Raw genomic sequence first — 16,889 nt, 5'->3', positions numbered from 1 at the left:
CCTACTAGCCATCTATATGCAAAAGCAAAAGTAAACATGCATAAAAAAAGTACACGTCTAAAACGTGTACTCAGTTAAATAGCTAAAAATTCTGGAATGGCATCTGTTTTTAAAATATTGCCGACATAGAAAGGTCCGAACTCTCCATAGCGTGCACTAACCACATCAAATCTCATCTCATAGACAATTTTTTTCAGTTGCAGTACATCTTTTGCAAATAGAGTAACACTCCATTCCCAATCATCAAAGCCCATCGAACCAGTAATGATTTGTTTGATTTCACCTGCATATTTTCTTCCTGTTAAACTGTGCTCATACATCAATTGACGGCGTTCATCCATCGGCAACATGTACCAGTTGTCATTACCTTCCCGACGCTTGTCCATTGGATAAAAACAGATGTGATCCCAATCAGGTAATTTTGGTTTGAGTCGAGCCCGAACACCAGGGTTTTCCTCAGGGTTGTCCCCTTCTTTGGACATATACTTCGATAATTCGACCACAGATACATAGGAATAACTAGGTGTGGTGAATTCAGCGAACTTTGATTTGTTAAAACGTAATTCGATCTCACTTAGTTCTTGCATGGTTGGACGAAGGATCATTAAAATAAAATCCGCTTTTTGACCCATAATCGTATAAAAAGCATGGCTTCCATCTCTTGCTTCTGCAACATCTTCCCATTGATAAAGCATCGATTGTAGTTCATTAACCGCTTGCTGGCGCTCTGCTTCTGAAGCCTTTTTCCATTTTGTCCAATCTATTTTACGTAAATCGTGTAAACAATACCAACCATCCATTGTTTCAACTGCTTCTGGCATATTAAGTCCACTCCTTTTAAATGCTACTTTCGTTTAATATAACATATTTGGGGAAAAATACTTATTGAAACGCAATGTCTCTTGTCCAATGTTTGACAAAATGTTGAACGTTAAAAAATTTTTTCTAAGAAAAACGCATTCATTATATCTTACACTTTCATTATTACACAAAAAGGCGTATCATATAATACAGATACTAATATGGAGGGTTTAAATCATGAGTGATTTATTTGCGGATATTAAAAGTAGAATGGGAGGAAACGCTAGAAAAATCGTGTTTCCTGAAGGATTAGATGAACGGATATTAACAGCGGCTAGCAAGTTAAAAAAAGAAGGATTAGTCAATCCTGTATTAGTCGGAATTAAAGAGAAAATAGAACAGAAGGCAAAAGAAATTCAAGTTGATATTTCAGAAGTAGAAATTTTAGATCCGAGTACGTATTCGGAATTTGAAGAGATGGTCACGGCATTTGTAGAACGACGTAAAGGTAAAAACACAGCAGAAGATGCACGCAAGATGTTATTGGATGAAAACTATTTTGGTACAATGCTTGTCTATATGAATAAAGCGGACGGCTTAGTAAGTGGTGCCGCTCATTCAACTGCAGATACTGTCCGACCTGCATTGCAAATTATTAAAACAAAAGAGGGCGTAAAGAAAACGTCTGGTGTATTCATCATGGTTCGTGATGACGAGAAATATGTATTTGCCGACTGTGCGATCAATATTGCACCAAATAGCCAAGACCTAGCAGAAATCGCGATCAGCAGTGCCGAAACAGCACGTCTTTTTAATATTGACCCACGTGTAGCGATGTTAAGCTTCTCGACAAAAGGCTCAGCCAAATCAGAAGAAACAGAAAAAGTTTCAGAAGCCGTATCAATTGCTAAAGAATTGGCACCAGACTTAACGTTAGATGGTGAATTCCAATTTGACGCAGCTTTCGTACCGTCCGTTGCCGAGAAAAAGGCACCTGGTTCTGTATTAAAAGGGGATGCCAATGTCTTTGTGTTCCCAGGACTTGAAGCAGGCAATATTGGATATAAAATCGCGCAACGTCTTGGTGGTTTTGACGCAGTTGGACCAATTCTCCAAGGTTTAAACAAGCCTGTTAATGACCTGTCTCGTGGTTGTAGCAGTGAAGATGCCTACAAATTAGCCTTAATCACAGCAGCACAAGCAATAGAAGCACAGTAGATTTCTACTGTGCTTTTTGCTATACTTTTTGAAAAAGGAAAGGAGTGGAAAAAGTGATTCCACCATCCTCACTAAAGTGGCAGCAATACCAGGCACTCCTCGAACTGCTTCCAGAACAACATCCTACACACCCTCAAATTGTCGAGAAATTTCGAATCACAGACATAGGAGAAACAAGTGAAGACAGCCTCGAATTCTTCCTCAGACAAGCAAATGTACCCTCATTAACCTTTATTAAAAGACTCAGAATCGAAGAAAATATCCCTTTTCAAATCGATTGGCTCGTTTTAGCTTCAAGTTTTCGTGTCCTATTTGAAGTGAAAGGACACAATGGAGAAATTCATTTTGATGCAAAAGCGAATCAGTTAACACGAAGTAAAGAAGGAATCACAGAGTCTTTTACTGATCCTATTTTGCAAGTGGATCGCCAGTATGCGAATCTTAGAACATTTTTGATCGACCAGCAAAAGGAGAGTTTGCCCACATATCGATATGCTGTTTTTGTTAATCCTCGAGTAATCTTGAAGTTAAACGACTATCCCGAATTTGCACGTGTAATAACTGGACAAGCTGTTCCTTTCGTATTAGAAAAACATTCGCAAAAACACCCTCCCATTGATCCTAAAGTTAGCAACCAACATCTAGCTGCATTACTTATCCAACATCATCATGAAAAATTGAGTCCGATACTGGAAAAACATCATATTTTGTGGGAAGATCTTAAGAAAGGCATCCCTTGTCCTCGCTGTCAAAATCGTGCGATGATTCGTGAACGGATGCGTTGGCAATGCATCAAGTGTGAGCACCGCAGTACCGATGCGCATATTCCGGTCTTGTATGCTTTAGCGCTACTTACGCAAAACAGATTAACATCAAAGTTAGTTCAAGATTTTTTGCAATTAGAATCATTAGAAGCTACGAGGAAGCTAATCAAGAGAGCAGGATATATAAAGTTTGGTGTGAAAAAGGCAGTTTATTATGCTCATCCAGAGTTATTAACGATCACGAAAAGTAAAAGTGGCCATAAAAGTATCGAAAGTGGCCATAAAGTATAAAAAAGTGGCCATAAAAGTACGGAAAGTGGCCATAAAAGTATCAAAAGTGGCCATAAAACACATTAAAGTGGCCATAAAAGGAGCCGCTCATAATGCTAGCTTTCAAAAAATTAAGGATTCATCGATTTAAGATGCCACTTAAGTATCCATTTGCGAACAGCTTAACAACTATTAAAGAAAAAGATGTGATCATCACTGAATTGATTGATCAAGAGGGAAGAAAAGGCTATGGTGAATCTGTGGCATTTGATTCACCTTGGTATACAGAGGAAACGACAGATACGGTCCAACATATGATCGAGCAGCATCTGTGGCCATTGATCAAAACACAAAGAATAGAACATCCTCAAGAACTCGAGCTTCATCAAGTCAGGCGCAATCAGATGGCGAAAACAGCAATAGAGGGAGCGGTCTGGGATCTTTACGCTAAACAACAAAAAAAACCGCTCTATCAAGTTATAGGTGGTACAACGAATAAAATTCCCGTCGGAGCAGCAATAGGCGTCCAATCAAACGATCAGCAATTGCTCACTAAAATTCAACAAGCACTAGACAACGGCTATCAACGAATAAAATTAAAAATTAAACCAAGTCACGATCTTTATTTATTAGAAAAGGTACGCGAGCACTTCCCGACAATACCATTAATGGTCGATGCTAATTCTGCGTACACACTGAAAGATATCGACCATCTAAAAAAACTCGATCAATTCAACTTGATGATGATCGAGCAACCTTTAGCACATGATGACTTTATTGATCACGCAAAGCTGCAAGAACAGCTGACAACGCCAATTTGTTTAGATGAGAGCGTAAATACTTTAGCAGATGTGAAAACCGCAATCGAACTAAAGAGTTGCAAAGTGATCAGCATCAAGTTAGCAAAGGTCGGAGGTTTCACAAATGGGATTGCTATCCATGACTATTGTCAGAAGCATAACATTCCCGTCTGGTGCGGGGGCATGCTCGAAGCGGGTGTTGGACGCGTACAGTCACTAGCATTAGCAACCTTACCAAACTTTCAATTCCCAGCAGATCCTGGTGCATCGAACCGATATTGGCATCAGGATATCATCAGACCAGAAGTGGAAGTGCATGATGGTTATGTCACCTTGCCAGATCAACCAGGCATTGGCTATCAGGTTAACTTACCAACATATCAAAAAGCACTCATTTGAGTGCTTTTTGGTTGCGATCGATCATTTGCTGCATCCTTTTTTCAAAAATCGTCAATTCGTCACCCGATAAATCTTCAAAAACAACATCACCTAACATTTTCAAAACACGTACAATACTATTTTCTACCGTCATCTCTACACCTACTAATTCGGATAGGGAACGCATCGTATCTGGCACGACTTCGGGATAATCAAACCGCTCTACCTCACTAGCACGACCTTCCCTATAGAAATCACGCACCATCTCTGCTCGCTCAACACCACTGCCACGCAAACACAAATAAATTTGCACGGCAATTCCTTTTTTGACACGGCGTTGCGAGATACCAGCAAATTTCTTACCGCCGATACTTAAATCATAATCACCCGGACAATAGGAACCAACCACTTCAAACGCTTCAATTCCGTCGGTGACATCCCGGTACATATCCTGGACGAAAGCCGTCATCAACTCATAACCAGAATGAATCCCCATCTCTTTTGAATCCGGTAAAATAAACGAAAAATTCAACACATCCTGATCCAATACCACCGCAAGGCCACCCGAATTACGAACAACAACATCAAATCCTTTTTCTTGTAAAAACAGGACTGCGTTGTCCACGTCAGGTAATCGACTATCTAATATTCCCAGAACAACCGTGTTGTCATGGACCCAGAATCTGCACGCTACCTGGTCAGCGCTTCGCCCAACGCTTTCGCACAACGTATCATCGACCGCAAAAGATGCCATCGCTGTCCCTAGTATTTCTGGGTCACGATGGTCAACGATCCTTACCTTTTTATCTTTAAAAAATTGCTGCCAATCTTTCATCATTATCCTCCAACCATAATTGTTCATCTAATATTTAATAATAGTATAGATCAATAGAGATGAAAAGCTGGTAACAAAAAAAGGTGAAACGATTGCTTTGTAATTTCTACTTTTTTGGCATTAGCTGAAGGTATTTATCGATGCTTTCTTTATGGAATCCAATGATTTGATCTTTCTCATTAATAATGATTGCAGGAGTCAAATAGATATTCATTTTCTGTAATTCATGTAACTCATCTTTGTTAGCCGTTACGTTTTTTATTTGAAAAGCAATATTTTTTTCATTTAAATAAGTTACTAATTGTTCACATTCTTGGTTGTTTTCACTAATATAAACCTTGATTTTGTGTGTCATAATACTCCTTTCCTGTTAAGTAATATATGTGTACTATCCCTTAACATGAGGGGAAGTAAACATTTATTTTGGTCATTTTCAAATTAGAAAATAAAAAAAAGCACTTATAGCGTGCTTTTTAATCTAGGAAAGGCTATTAATAAATTTTAATGCTGATTTAACATTAGCAAACGTATGTATCTTATTTACAGTATCAACGATTCCGGCCGTTTTTAATGCTAAATTAGGACTGATACCTGATAAAATGGTTTCTTTACCCATCAAAGATGCGAGTTGACTAATTTGAAAAAACCTTGATACGACATATGTATCCATTTCATAAAGTCCTGACAAATCGATAATAATATAATCTTCTTCAGCTGATTCTAAATAAAGAGATAAGCGGGTACTCATGGAATCGAAACGCTTGTCCGTGAAATTTCCTATTAAAGGAAGGACTAGAGCGTTATCCGTAACAGGGACGATCGGTGTTGAAATCGTATCAATTTCATGTAACGTCTTTTCTAACATTTGCGTTTTTTCTTTTTCTTGCGTAACGTCTTTTTGGATACCAATGAAATACGTTTTTTGTTCTTCTTCTATCCACACAGGATCAATGCTTAACTCATTCCAAAAACCAGTACCATCTTTTTTATAGTTAAACAATTGAAGTTCGACGCGCTCGGTATTCTCAAGCGCACTTCTAATTTGGTTCACGCTCTCTTTACTAGTTTTTTTACCTTGTAGAAAGCGACAATTTTTTCCGATAATTTCCTCGCTTGTATATCCTGTTAATTGATGAAACCCATCATTAGCAAATATGATAGGGTTGTCTTTCTCTGATGGATCAGTAATCGTAACTCCAACTCTAGTATGGTTGATTGCTTCCTCAAATAAAGTTTGCTTTTTCGTGAGGATCTCCTCCTGCTAAATTGACATATAACTTAATTTTATCACGTTTCTTTCTTATAATTCAAACTAGAAATATAAGGATATATCTGCATTAAATGTGTAGTTGCCTTTTCGGATATTTAATAGTAAAGTATTGGTATAATAAGGTTTTAAACATAAGAAAAAACCTTGATTGCAGGAATAAAAGAGGAAGGTATTTGCCATGGCTTATAAAGATGATCAGTTACATGAGGAGAAAGTGTTCAAGGATCCTGTCCATCGCTATGTACATGTAAGGGATCGTGTTATATGGGATTTAATCGGAACCAAAGAATTTCAACGATTGAGACGGATTAAACAACTAGGTACATCCTTTTTAACGTTTCACGGTGCAGAACATAGTCGATTAAATCATTCGCTAGGTGTTTATGAAATCGTTCGGAGAATTTTAATTAATTTTGAGGACAGGCCTAAATGGAACCGGGAAGAACGGCTTTTATGTTTATCTGCCGCATTATTACATGATCTTGGCCACGGACCTTTTTCCCATTCGTTTGAAAAAGTATTTAAATTAGATCACGAAGAATTCACAAGAGCAATTATTTTAGGGGATACAGAAGTTCACCAAGTATTATCAAAAGTAAGTAAAGAATTTCCTCAAAAAGTAGCAGATGTCATTAATAAAACGTACCACGACAAACTAGTAGTCAGTTTGATCTCCAGCCAAATTGATGCAGATCGGATGGATTATCTGCAACGAGATGCTTATTTTACAGGTGTAAGTTATGGCCATTTTGACATGGAACGCATTTTGCGAGTAATGCGCCCTGTCGAAGACCAGGTGGTCATCAAAGAATCTGGCATGCATGCGGTGGAAGATTATATTATGAGTCGCTATCAAATGTATTGGCAAGTTTACTTCCATCCCGTGACAAGAAGTGCGGAAGTGATCTTGACGAAAATACTTCATCGTGTTAAAGAATTGTATGGTCAAAATTACAAATTCAAGGTAAAACCAACACCATTTATTTCTTTTTTTGAAGAAAAGGTATCATTAGTTGACTATATACGTCTTGATGAAGCAGTGGTTTTATACTACTTCCAAATGTGGGCAGAGGAAGATGACCCAATCTTGAGTGATTTAGCCTATCGTTTTGTCAATCGCCGTTTATTTAAATATGCTGAATTTAATCCCAATCTGCAAATGAATGATTGGATGGAATTATATCAACTTTTTAAAGATATAGATTTAGATCCTGATTATTATTTAGTAGTAGATTCTTCTTCGGATTTACCATATGATTTTTACAGGCCAGGCGAAGAAGAGGAACGCTTACCAATCCACTTATTAATGCCCAATCAGGAGTTGCGCGAATTATCGCGTCAATCTGATATTGTGGAAGCTATTTCAGGAAAAAAACGAACCGATCATAAGCTCTATTATCCGAAAGATCTAATTGAAAGATTAGCAGACGATCGTCCGGAAAAAGCGAAAATACAAAATATATTAAATAGAAAAGAACGTTAAAGAAACTGGGGTGTTTTCATTGCTAGATAATCATGCAAAGCTTGTCAAGGTCATTGCAGCATCTGATGGAATCGTAGGACGGAAGAAGTTACAAAAAATCATCTATATTTTAAAGAAATTAGGACTGCCATTTGAAGAAAAATATACTTTTTATTTTTATGGCCCATACTCAGAGGAGCTTAGCCTTCGTATTGAGGAACTAACCAATCTCGGATTTGTAACAGAAGTAAAAGAACAAAAAAGTAATTACTACCAATATCGCTACCAGGTAACCGATCAAGGCCAAGACTTTCTCGAGCATTCCAATGCAGATGTTCCAATAGTAGAGTCGATTGTCCGAGACATGAAAGAACAGAGTTCACGTTTTTTGGAATTAGTTGCTACCATGCTTTATTTCGATCATTTACCAAAGGATGAAATCGAGCAAAAAGTACAGGAAGTAAAGAAAAAATCGAATTATACTTCCGATGATATTGAAGAGGCATGGTCATTTTTAAAAAATATTAAGCTATCATAAACCATTCAGAAAGCGAGTATGAAATCACAAGGATTTTATACTCGTTTTTTTGTGAAGTATGTGATATTTATTACTTAAATTTACTAAAAGAATCTTTGAAATTGTTTTAAAAGTTATCGATAAAAATAATGCATGAAGTTTTAGCATTAGTAACATTATACGAGTGATAGATGACAATAAAGACTATGAAAAGATGACTAAAGTAACATATTATGAAAAGTTTTCAGAATTTTCTTGATCTTTAATTTGGGATGTGCTTTTATTATAGTTAATCATACCTAATAAGCTCGTTTTATATGTATCGATTAAATACTATTTTTATGGGAGGGAATGTATGAATAGAAAGAAACTTGTCATTCTGGTTGTTGTATGTACAGCTGTTATACTAACTGCAATAGGTATTAATGCTTTAATGTCATTTTCAACTGAATCTAATACTGAAGACACCAGTGAGTCTGAGCTAACAGTTGCTGTAAAGGATGAACTTACTTCAGAAGAGAATAATTCAGATGATGCAAATGATGAAACGGTTAGCAATACAGTTACATTATCTAATGTTACCGGAGATGTTGTTGTTACCAGAGAGGATATCGAATTAGAAGTCACCTCAGATACTGAATTAGTCACAGGTGATAAAGTAGTATCAAAAGAAAACGCATCAGTGGAACTAATCGTTAATCCTAATGAATCAGCAATCTTAGGCGCTAATACAGAAATAGAAATAATAGATATTTATTCGAATGAAAAAGGAATTAATCTTTCGATGCGCCAATTAGCAGGTAACATATACCACTCTGGTAAACATAATGACTATTCAGTGCAAATGGGTGGTATTCAGGTAGATGCTGAAGGTACGCACTTTATAACGTCAATTGATCCGGTAGTTGGGGAAACCAGTATTTTTGTTGCCTCAGGAATAGTTCGTGTCACAGATTCATTGACTGAATCTCCTTCGAGTACTGGTTTACCCATCTATCCTTCACAACAGGTTAATTTTATTAATAATGATAATGAAATGTCTCAGGTTCTTGTTAATGATGTAAATATAACTAATTTAGTTGAATCGACAGATCAAAGTATTATTGAAGCGTTGCTGCGAAATAAAACAATCATAGATCAAGAGAATAAAGATTTAATAGACCGAATAGGACAAGACGGAGAAATACTTGAAACAATCGGTTTAAATGCTAATACTGATATGGCACGTTTTCAGGAAAATCTCAACAATTTAATTGGAAGTATTGCTAATGTGGCTGTCAATCAAAGTAAATTAAGTGAAGAAGAAATTGGTCAGATTAATGATCAGATAAATCTAGATCAAACTTCTTCAATGAGGGATGTTTATGAAGAGAGAACAGCAACTGCTTTAGAAGAAATTAGAAGATTACAGCGGATGAAACAAGCACAACAAGAGCAGCAACGTCAAGCACAAAAGCAACAACATAATGGACTATTACAAAAAATTAAGGAAGCACATGAGAAACAAAAAGAGCAAAATGAAAAACAGATAAATCAAAAACAACAACAAGCGGAAGAGCAGGTTAAAGAAATCCTCAACGATCAACAAAAAGAAAGACTTCGCAAGCAACGAGAAGAACAACGTAAAGAACAAGAGAGACAAGAACAACTCCGTTTGGAAAAAGAACGAGAACGCGAGCAACAACTTCAACTAGAAAAAGAAGAAGCGATTAAAGCAGATATTCAATCAATAATAGATCAAAAGATTCAATTGGAAAATGGAATAAAAACTCTTGAGTTAAGTGATTTTTTCACAATAGAACAATCGATAACATATGCAATACAGTCAAACGATCAAAGCGTTGCAGTGGGAGAAGTTGATGGTACACAATTAAACATAATACCTAAAAAGAATGGTCAAGCCACATTCATTTTATCTGTTGGTCTAGGCTCTTTCAAAACATCAAAAGAGTTTACGGTTACTGTGGAAAGTAGACCATTACAAGCTCCGGAAGCGGTACAATTTACTGATGACGACCCTTTATATAATAAAATAAGGGGGATTTTAAAGGTCAAAAAAGCTGTAAACGAATCCAACATAAGCCACTATGGTTTGTATTGGGCAAATAATAGTCAAGACAAGATTGGTGAACCTATCACGAAAATTGCTAAAACTGGAGAAGACTTGACTTATAATTTCCAAGATGGGTCTGTTATACCTGAAGGTGCAACTGGAATTATTGCATTATCAATCAATAAATTTGGACAGTCTGAGAAATATGTATATACTCCTATTCAGGATTTCAGAGAAGCTTGGATTAAAAATGCAATACCCAATGCCACGTTGCTTTTAAATGAAAGTTATCATTTTAAATTTGAAAATTATTTCATTGATCCATTTGGACAATCTATCGATAGTTTTAATGAAGACTATGATATTAACATAAGAACTGTTGATCCCGCGATTGCAGAAGGTGGAATCGATGGTGATGTTTTCTATCTAAATGGAAATTCTGAAGGATCTACAAAGGTAATAGTAACTCTTCTAGAAAGTGAAACTAATGAACAATTGCTATCCATCACATTCGATGTAACGGTAAAAGCCTTACCATTACCTGATGCACCGACAGCTATTCAATTTAAAGATGAAAACCCATTAAGTGGTCAGGTAAGTGGAACAGTGAGCGTTATCAAAGCAGTAAATGAATCCTATGTGTCAAGCTATGAATTATACTGGGTAGATGAAGAAGCTCAAAAAATAGGAGATCCGCTCACAATATTGACACCGAAAGGAACGGATTTTGAGTATGATTTGGCCAATAATACCCCGATCCCAGAAGGCGCAACAGGCATAGTTGCTGTATCTAGAAATACAACAGGGGCATCAGAAGATCATGCCTATGTGGAAGTGGAAGATTTTAAGAGTATTTGGATCAACAACACAATTCCGAATCAAGTAATTACAGAAGGAAAAGTAAAAGGGATAGAATTGATCGATGTTTTTAAGGATGAAAATGGAGAGCCGATTTCTGCATTTTCAAATTCCTATCAAGTAACAGCAACAAGTAGTGATGAATCGATCGCAAGAGCATACAATGATGGGGGTATTTTCATCGAAGGAAATGGAGAAGGTGTTGCCACTATTACGCTCAATGTTCATTCATGGCAATCAGAGGACATAGTAGCTTCGACTACCTTTGAGGTAGCGGTAAATGCCTTACCATTACCTGATGCGCCGACAGCTATTAACTTTAAAGATGAAAACCCATTAAGTGGTCAGTTAAGTGGAACCGTGAGCGTCATCAAAGCAGTAGATGAATCCTATGTGTCAAGCTATGAATTATACTGGGTGGATGAAGAAGCTCAAAAAATAGGAGATCCACTCGCAATATTGTCACCAAAAGGAACGGATCTTGAGTATGATTTTGTCGATAATACTCCAGTTCCAGAAGGAGTGACAGGCATACTTGCTGTATCCAAAAATACAACAGGAACATCAGAAGATCATGCCTATGCGGAAGTGGAAGATCTTAAGAGTGTTTGGATCAACAATACGCTTCCGGATCAGGTAATTACAGAAGCAAACGTAAAAGGGATAGAATTGATCGATGTTTTTATGGATGAAAATGGAGAGCCGATTTCTGCGTTTTCAAATTCCTATCAAGTAACAGCAACAAGTAGTGATGAATCGATCGCAAGAGCATACAATGATGGGGGTATTTTCATCGAAGGAAAGGCAGAAGGTGTTGCCACTATTACGCTCAATGTTCATTCATGGCAATCAGAGGACATAGTAGCTTCGACTACCTTTGAGGTAGCGGTAAATGCCTTACCATTACCTGATGCGCCGACAGCTATTAACTTTAAAGATGAAAACCCATTAAGTGGTCAGTTAAGTGGAACCGTGAGCGTCATCAAAGCAGTAGATGAATCCTATGTGTCAAGCTATGAATTATACTGGGTGGATGAAGAAGCTCACAAAATAGGAGATCCAATCACGATATGGACACCTACAGGAACAGATTTAGAATATCATTTGTCTGGTGAAATCCAAATGCCAGAAGGCGCAACAGGCATAGTTGCTGTATCTAGAAATACAACAGGGGCGTCAGAAGATCATGCCTATGTGGAAGTGGAAGATTTTAAGAGTATTTGGATCAACAACACAATTCCGAATCAAGTAATTACAGAAGGAAACGTAAAAGGGATTGAAATACCGGATGTTTTTATGGATGAATATGGAGAACCGATTTCTGCATTTTCTAATTCCTATCACGTAACAGCAATAAGTAGCGATGAATCAATCGCAAGAGCATACAATGATGGTGGTATTTTCATCGAAGGAAAGGCAGAAGGTATGGCCACTATTACGCTAAATGTTCAATCTTGGCAATCAGAGGAGATAGCAGCCTCGACTACCTTTGAGGTAACGGTAAATGCTTTACCATTACCTGATGCACCGACAGCTATTAACTTTAAAGATGAAAATCCATTAAGTGGTCAACTAAGTGGAACAGTGAGTGTCATCAAAGCAGTAGATGAATCCTATGTGTCAAGCTATGAATTATACTGGGTGGATGAAGAAGCTCAAAAAATAGGAGATCCAATCACAATATTGACACCGAAAGGAACGAATCTTGAGTATGATTTGGCCAATAATACTCCAATCCCTGAAGGAGTGACAGGCATAGTTGCTTTATCCAGAAATACAACAGGGGTATCAGAAGAACATGCCTATATCGAAGTGGAAGATTTTAAGAGTGTTTGGATCAACAATGCGGTTCCCGATCAGGTAATTATAGAAGGAAGCACGCAAGGGATTGAAATGCTGGATGTTTTTATGGATGAATATGGTGAGCCTATTTCTGCATTTTCTAATTCCTATCAAATAATAGCGACAAGTAATGATGAATCGATCGCGAGTGTATCCAATTATGGAGGCATAAACATCGAAGGAAATGGAGAAGGTGTGGCGAATGTTATAATACATGTTACATCCTGGCAATCGAACGAAATACTGGCCTCGACATCATTCGAGGTTACTGTAGAATCATCTTCCTTACAGTAATCAAATCAAAATTAATTAGTTTAACGACTAACAAACCAAGTGGCTCTATATTAAAGAGATCCACTTGGTTTTTTGTTTCATTTGACTAGTGTACAATTGAATTAACACTAATTGTAACGTTCATCTCCTCATTGGAATTAAAATTATTCTTTTCATTTACTTTAAAATTCAAACGTTAACACAACTAGTTCGTAACGAGTAGCTATTATAATAACAAGACTTAGGTGGCTAGGATAAGAAATTGCCATTTAGGACCAAATGAGAGGAGCAGCAGTATTGAACAGTAAAGAGTATACGGAAGCAAACAGATAAGCTTGGAATCAAGTTAATCATAGACATCAAAATAAGAAGGAAGAGAGTGGAAAGTTTAAGAAATTTGGACAATCAGGATATTCAACATTAGATAACTTAATAACTGAAAAATTATCGTTCTATGAGTTAAAAGGCAAAGATATAGCTCAAGTTTGTTGTAATGATGGTGAAGAAACAATCTCACTAAAGAATTTGGGTGCAAGAGAAGTGGTTGGTTTTGATATATCAGACAATGCAATTGAGTCTGCTCGTCTTTTATCTAAAAAAGTGGATGTAGAATGTGACTTTATTCAAACAGATATTTATGACATTTCTGATGATTATAACAATCGCTTTGACATTGTATACATTTCAACGGGGAGTTTGATGTGGTTTCCGGATATATCGAAATTCTTTAAAGTAATTAACCGTATTTTAAAGGTTAATGGGTATGTTCTTATCTATGAAATTCACCCTTTCTTGTTATTATTAGATGAAGATAACCACGATAATCCTTATGAATTAAGATATCCATATTTTAGAAAAGAACCACTTGTCTTTAATGATGGATTAGATTACATTGGTAAAGTAAAAAATGAATCCGCTTTACCAAGTTATAATTTTGACCCTACTTTGTCTCAAATAATAAATGGATTAATTCAAAATAAGATGAGTATCGATCAATTTGAAGAATACGATCACGATATATCCTCTTTATTTGGTCATTTAGAAAATGATGAAATTCAAATTCCGAAAAGTTTTTTTCTATGTGGGGAGAAGGTAAGTGATTAAACAGGATGAAAATCCGTTTAGTTAAAAAAATAGTTGCAAGGAGAGATAAAGATGGGAATTGATTTTCATAGTAAAGAGAATAGTATTACGTATACAACTCGAGAGGCAGATCATTCATGGATAGAATCGATAAAAGGTCTAATACCTGTAGAAAATATTAGTAAGGCTCTTGATATTGGTTGTGGCGGTGGTATTTATTCTAAAGCCCTATCAGATATGGGAGTAGAAACAGTAACAGGTGTTGATTTTTCTAAAGCTATACTTGAAGGCGCACGTGAAAACTGTAAAAACTACGATAATATTAGTTTTGTAAACGGCAATGCCTATGAAACCAATTTAAATAGTCAAACGTACGATTTAATACTTGAAAGAGCGCTGATACATCATCTCAACGATTTACGTTCTTGTTTTTTAGAAGCATTTCGATTGTTAAAGGATAATAGTTTTTATATTTTACAAGACCGAACGCCAGAAGATTATCTTTTAGAAGGCGATGAAAATCATATTAGAGGATATTTTTTCGAACTTTTTCCTCGCTTAGTTGACAAGGAATCCAATCGTAGGTATAAGAGCCAGTTTGTGATCGAAATGTTGCAAGAAGTGGGATTTAGTCATATTGAAGAAGTTAAGCTATGGGAAACCAGAGCCATTTATGAAGACAAAGCGCAATTATTAAAAGATATAAGTGATAGAACTGGGAGAAGTATCTTGCATGAATTAGACGATAATGAACTGAAGTTGCTCATCAATCATATCGATAAGTCGTTATCAACTGATACTAATATAATCGAAAAAGATAGATGGATGATTTGGAAAGCTGTAAAATAAAACTTACAAAAATTTAGAAGTTCAAAGCATTAACTTTGAACTTCATAGTCTTTTAATATTTAGACTAAACAATTTATGATGAGGATTTGCCATTTGTTTCGTTTAATAGCTTATCCAGCTTTTGTTCGACGCGATCTAGTTGTTTTTTTGTCCGAGATTTTGACCGTATAATGATCAAGACAAATATAACGATTGCTATCATAAAGAACAGGAGGAAGGAAAAGAACAAATCTCCACCTTGTAGTCCACCTATCTCAGCGTAAATCATTAGCAACACCCCTAGTCTATTAGTCGTTTACCGCCAACACCATAGTTGCGTTTATCAATATCTTCAATGAATACTACTACCTTTTCACGAGAGGCACCAGTTGTCTCCACTACTGCGTCCGTAACTTTTTCAATTAACGCTTTACGTTGTTCATCTGTTCTACCTTCTAACATCTCGACTGTTACATATGGCATATGTATCTCTCCTTTAGCATGAATATAATCTTATTGTATCGCAAATAACAAAAGAGGGAAACACAGAAGATGAAACCACCATTTCAATCATGATACAATGAAAATTAGAAACAATCTGCGTTTCATTCGGAAATTAGGTTCTTAACGGGATATCTGTTGCTCTTCACGGGATATACACAGTTGTTGACGGGATACTTGCTCGGCTTCACAGGATACAGTGATTTATCCCGTTAACAAAATTAGTTATCCCGCTAACAGCCTACCTTATCCCGTGAAGAGCAGTATAAAACTAAGAGGAAGTTCGCAGCATTTAAAAAATCTAATTTTAATATTAAATCTAGTATAAATTAGGAGGCTTTGTCATGAGTGAAGAAAAGAAAAAAAAGTCAAATGCGTTTACGATTATGAAAGATGATTCTACTGATGGTCATGGGGGATATGGTGTTGGTTCTGTCAGTTTGGAAAATATCTCACCAGTAATTGTAGACCCAAATGAAGATCGTGCCTTTGTCGACATGGGGGCAATGCATGCGCGCAGTGAAGTAGAGCGACGTGTGAAATTTATTCCAGATCGAGAAGTAGTAAAAAATGGGAAATTATATTGGATTGTTTGGGTAACGGTAGAGCGTGGAGAGAATGGACCTCATTATTATGGCGTTACGGGTTGTGAAATTGTAGTAGACCGTTCGATTAAGCGTGCATATAAATCAATGCCAGAACATGTGAATCATATGGACAAATCGATGAAAGGTCATGTCATTGTTGATCACATGGACGATAAGTCAAAAAAATTATTAGCTGATTTTTTACGTGAATTTGATGCAGAGATGTGGAAAAATTCAACAGACGAATTAAAACAAGCATTACCTGAATAATGAACATTTTGTGAACTTTGTCAAAAAATGAACAATTATACTTGTCCTAATGGATCATTGTTTATAAAATGAATACACATGGTAACTCTTAGTTACTAGGACCGGAAAAGGCTGGGCATTCGCCCAGCCTTTTTCCGTTCTGATAAAAGAAGATCCTGGCATTGCCGCTTTTTGCGCATCAAACAATTAAAGATTAAGGCATCAGTTTGTGCATAATAGAAGGAAAGTGCGACATAACCTTGGGGTAATTATGAGATTTTATATGTGTTTTGCAACCGC

The 16,889-nt window shown here is 36.5% G+C and carries 15 protein-coding genes; 9 read left to right on the top strand and 6 right to left on the bottom strand.

From position 1 onward, the window contains the following. Positions 1 to 74: 74 nt before the first annotated feature. Positions 75 to 821 (bottom strand): hydrogen peroxide-dependent heme synthase, encoded by a 747-nt coding sequence (gene hemQ / locus BN3107_RS16635; RefSeq protein WP_058308746.1) that lies wholly within the window; start codon positions 819 to 821, stop codon positions 75 to 77. A gap of 217 nt (positions 822 to 1,038) precedes the next feature. Between hemQ and pta the strand changes: the two genes are divergently transcribed. The 3 genes from pta to menC all read left to right on the top strand — a co-directional run bounded on the left by pta (position 1,039) and on the right by menC (position 4,252). Next, positions 1,039 to 2,019: a phosphate acetyltransferase gene (gene pta / locus BN3107_RS16630; RefSeq protein ID WP_058308745.1), complete on the top strand. Its 981-nt coding sequence runs from the start codon at positions 1,039 to 1,041 to the stop codon at positions 2,017 to 2,019. A gap of 53 nt (positions 2,020 to 2,072) precedes the next feature. Then, entirely contained in the window at positions 2,073 to 3,074 is a 1,002-nt protein-coding gene (locus tag BN3107_RS16625; RefSeq protein ID WP_058308744.1) for a nuclease-related domain-containing protein, read from the top strand. A gap of 92 nt (positions 3,075 to 3,166) precedes the next feature. Then, on the top strand, positions 3,167 to 4,252 hold the full coding sequence (gene menC / locus BN3107_RS16620; protein WP_058308743.1) for an o-succinylbenzoate synthase: 1,086 nt from the start codon (positions 3,167 to 3,169) through the stop codon (positions 4,250 to 4,252). Here the strand turns inward: menC and BN3107_RS16615 are convergent. The 3 genes from BN3107_RS16615 to BN3107_RS16605 all read right to left on the bottom strand — a co-directional run bounded on the left by BN3107_RS16615 (position 4,245) and on the right by BN3107_RS16605 (position 6,318). Continuing rightward, on the bottom strand, positions 4,245 to 5,069 hold the full coding sequence (locus BN3107_RS16615) for a lipoate--protein ligase family protein (RefSeq protein WP_231735376.1): 825 nt from the start codon (positions 5,067 to 5,069) through the stop codon (positions 4,245 to 4,247). The two genes, menC and BN3107_RS16615, sit on opposite strands and share 8 nt — an antisense overlap. A gap of 103 nt (positions 5,070 to 5,172) precedes the next feature. Then, positions 5,173 to 5,421 (bottom strand): glutaredoxin family protein, encoded by a 249-nt coding sequence (locus BN3107_RS16610; RefSeq protein WP_058308741.1) that lies wholly within the window; start codon positions 5,419 to 5,421, stop codon positions 5,173 to 5,175. Between the two features lie 123 nt (positions 5,422 to 5,544). After that, positions 5,545 to 6,318: a PAS domain-containing protein gene (locus tag BN3107_RS16605; RefSeq protein ID WP_058308740.1), complete on the bottom strand. Its 774-nt coding sequence runs from the start codon at positions 6,316 to 6,318 to the stop codon at positions 5,545 to 5,547. 196 nt (positions 6,319 to 6,514) lie between these two features. Between BN3107_RS16605 and BN3107_RS16600 the strand changes: the two genes are divergently transcribed. The 5 genes from BN3107_RS16600 (at position 6,515) to BN3107_RS16580 (ending at position 15,273) form a co-directional block, all read left to right on the top strand. Beyond that, the gene (locus BN3107_RS16600) at positions 6,515 to 7,819 is read left to right on the top strand and encodes an HD domain-containing protein (RefSeq protein WP_058308739.1); all 1,305 of its coding nucleotides are present in this window, start codon (positions 6,515 to 6,517) and stop codon (positions 7,817 to 7,819) included. A 19-nt stretch (positions 7,820 to 7,838) separates the two neighbouring features. Beyond that, entirely contained in the window at positions 7,839 to 8,336 is a 498-nt protein-coding gene (locus BN3107_RS16595; protein WP_058308738.1) for a YwgA family protein, read from the top strand. 334 nt (positions 8,337 to 8,670) lie between these two features. Beyond that, entirely contained in the window at positions 8,671 to 13,362 is a 4,692-nt protein-coding gene (locus tag BN3107_RS16590; RefSeq protein WP_058308737.1) for a hypothetical protein, read from the top strand. 411 nt (positions 13,363 to 13,773) lie between these two features. After that, positions 13,774 to 14,445, top strand: coding sequence for a class I SAM-dependent methyltransferase (locus BN3107_RS16585; RefSeq protein ID WP_082631347.1), 672 nt, complete (start codon positions 13,774 to 13,776; stop codon positions 14,443 to 14,445). Positions 14,446 to 14,496: 51 nt separating this feature from the next. Further along, positions 14,497 to 15,273 carry a class I SAM-dependent methyltransferase gene (locus BN3107_RS16580; RefSeq protein ID WP_058308735.1) on the top strand — a complete coding sequence of 259 codons (777 nt, stop codon included), beginning with the start codon at positions 14,497 to 14,499 and terminating at the stop codon, positions 15,271 to 15,273. Between the two features lie 73 nt (positions 15,274 to 15,346). On the opposite strand, the gene BN3107_RS16575 is transcribed toward BN3107_RS16580, so the two are convergent. Together BN3107_RS16575 and BN3107_RS16570 are read right to left on the bottom strand one after the other, a co-directional pair. After that, positions 15,347 to 15,541: a hypothetical protein gene (locus tag BN3107_RS16575; protein WP_058308734.1), complete on the bottom strand. Its 195-nt coding sequence runs from the start codon at positions 15,539 to 15,541 to the stop codon at positions 15,347 to 15,349. Positions 15,542 to 15,552: 11 nt separating this feature from the next. Beyond that, entirely contained in the window at positions 15,553 to 15,735 is a 183-nt protein-coding gene (locus BN3107_RS16570) for a 2-hydroxymuconate tautomerase (protein WP_058308733.1), read from the bottom strand. 362 nt (positions 15,736 to 16,097) lie between these two features. On the opposite strand from BN3107_RS16570, the gene BN3107_RS16565 reads away from it, so the two are divergent. Beyond that, positions 16,098 to 16,610: a YwhD family protein gene (locus BN3107_RS16565; protein WP_058308732.1), complete on the top strand. Its 513-nt coding sequence runs from the start codon at positions 16,098 to 16,100 to the stop codon at positions 16,608 to 16,610. Positions 16,611 to 16,889 lie beyond the last annotated feature (279 nt).

It is taken from the genome of Gracilibacillus massiliensis, from assembly GCF_001458115.1.
Lineage (GTDB): Bacteria > Bacillota > Bacilli > Bacillales > Amphibacillaceae > Gracilibacillus > Gracilibacillus massiliensis.
This window is presented reverse-complemented; position numbering and strand designations above follow the sequence as displayed.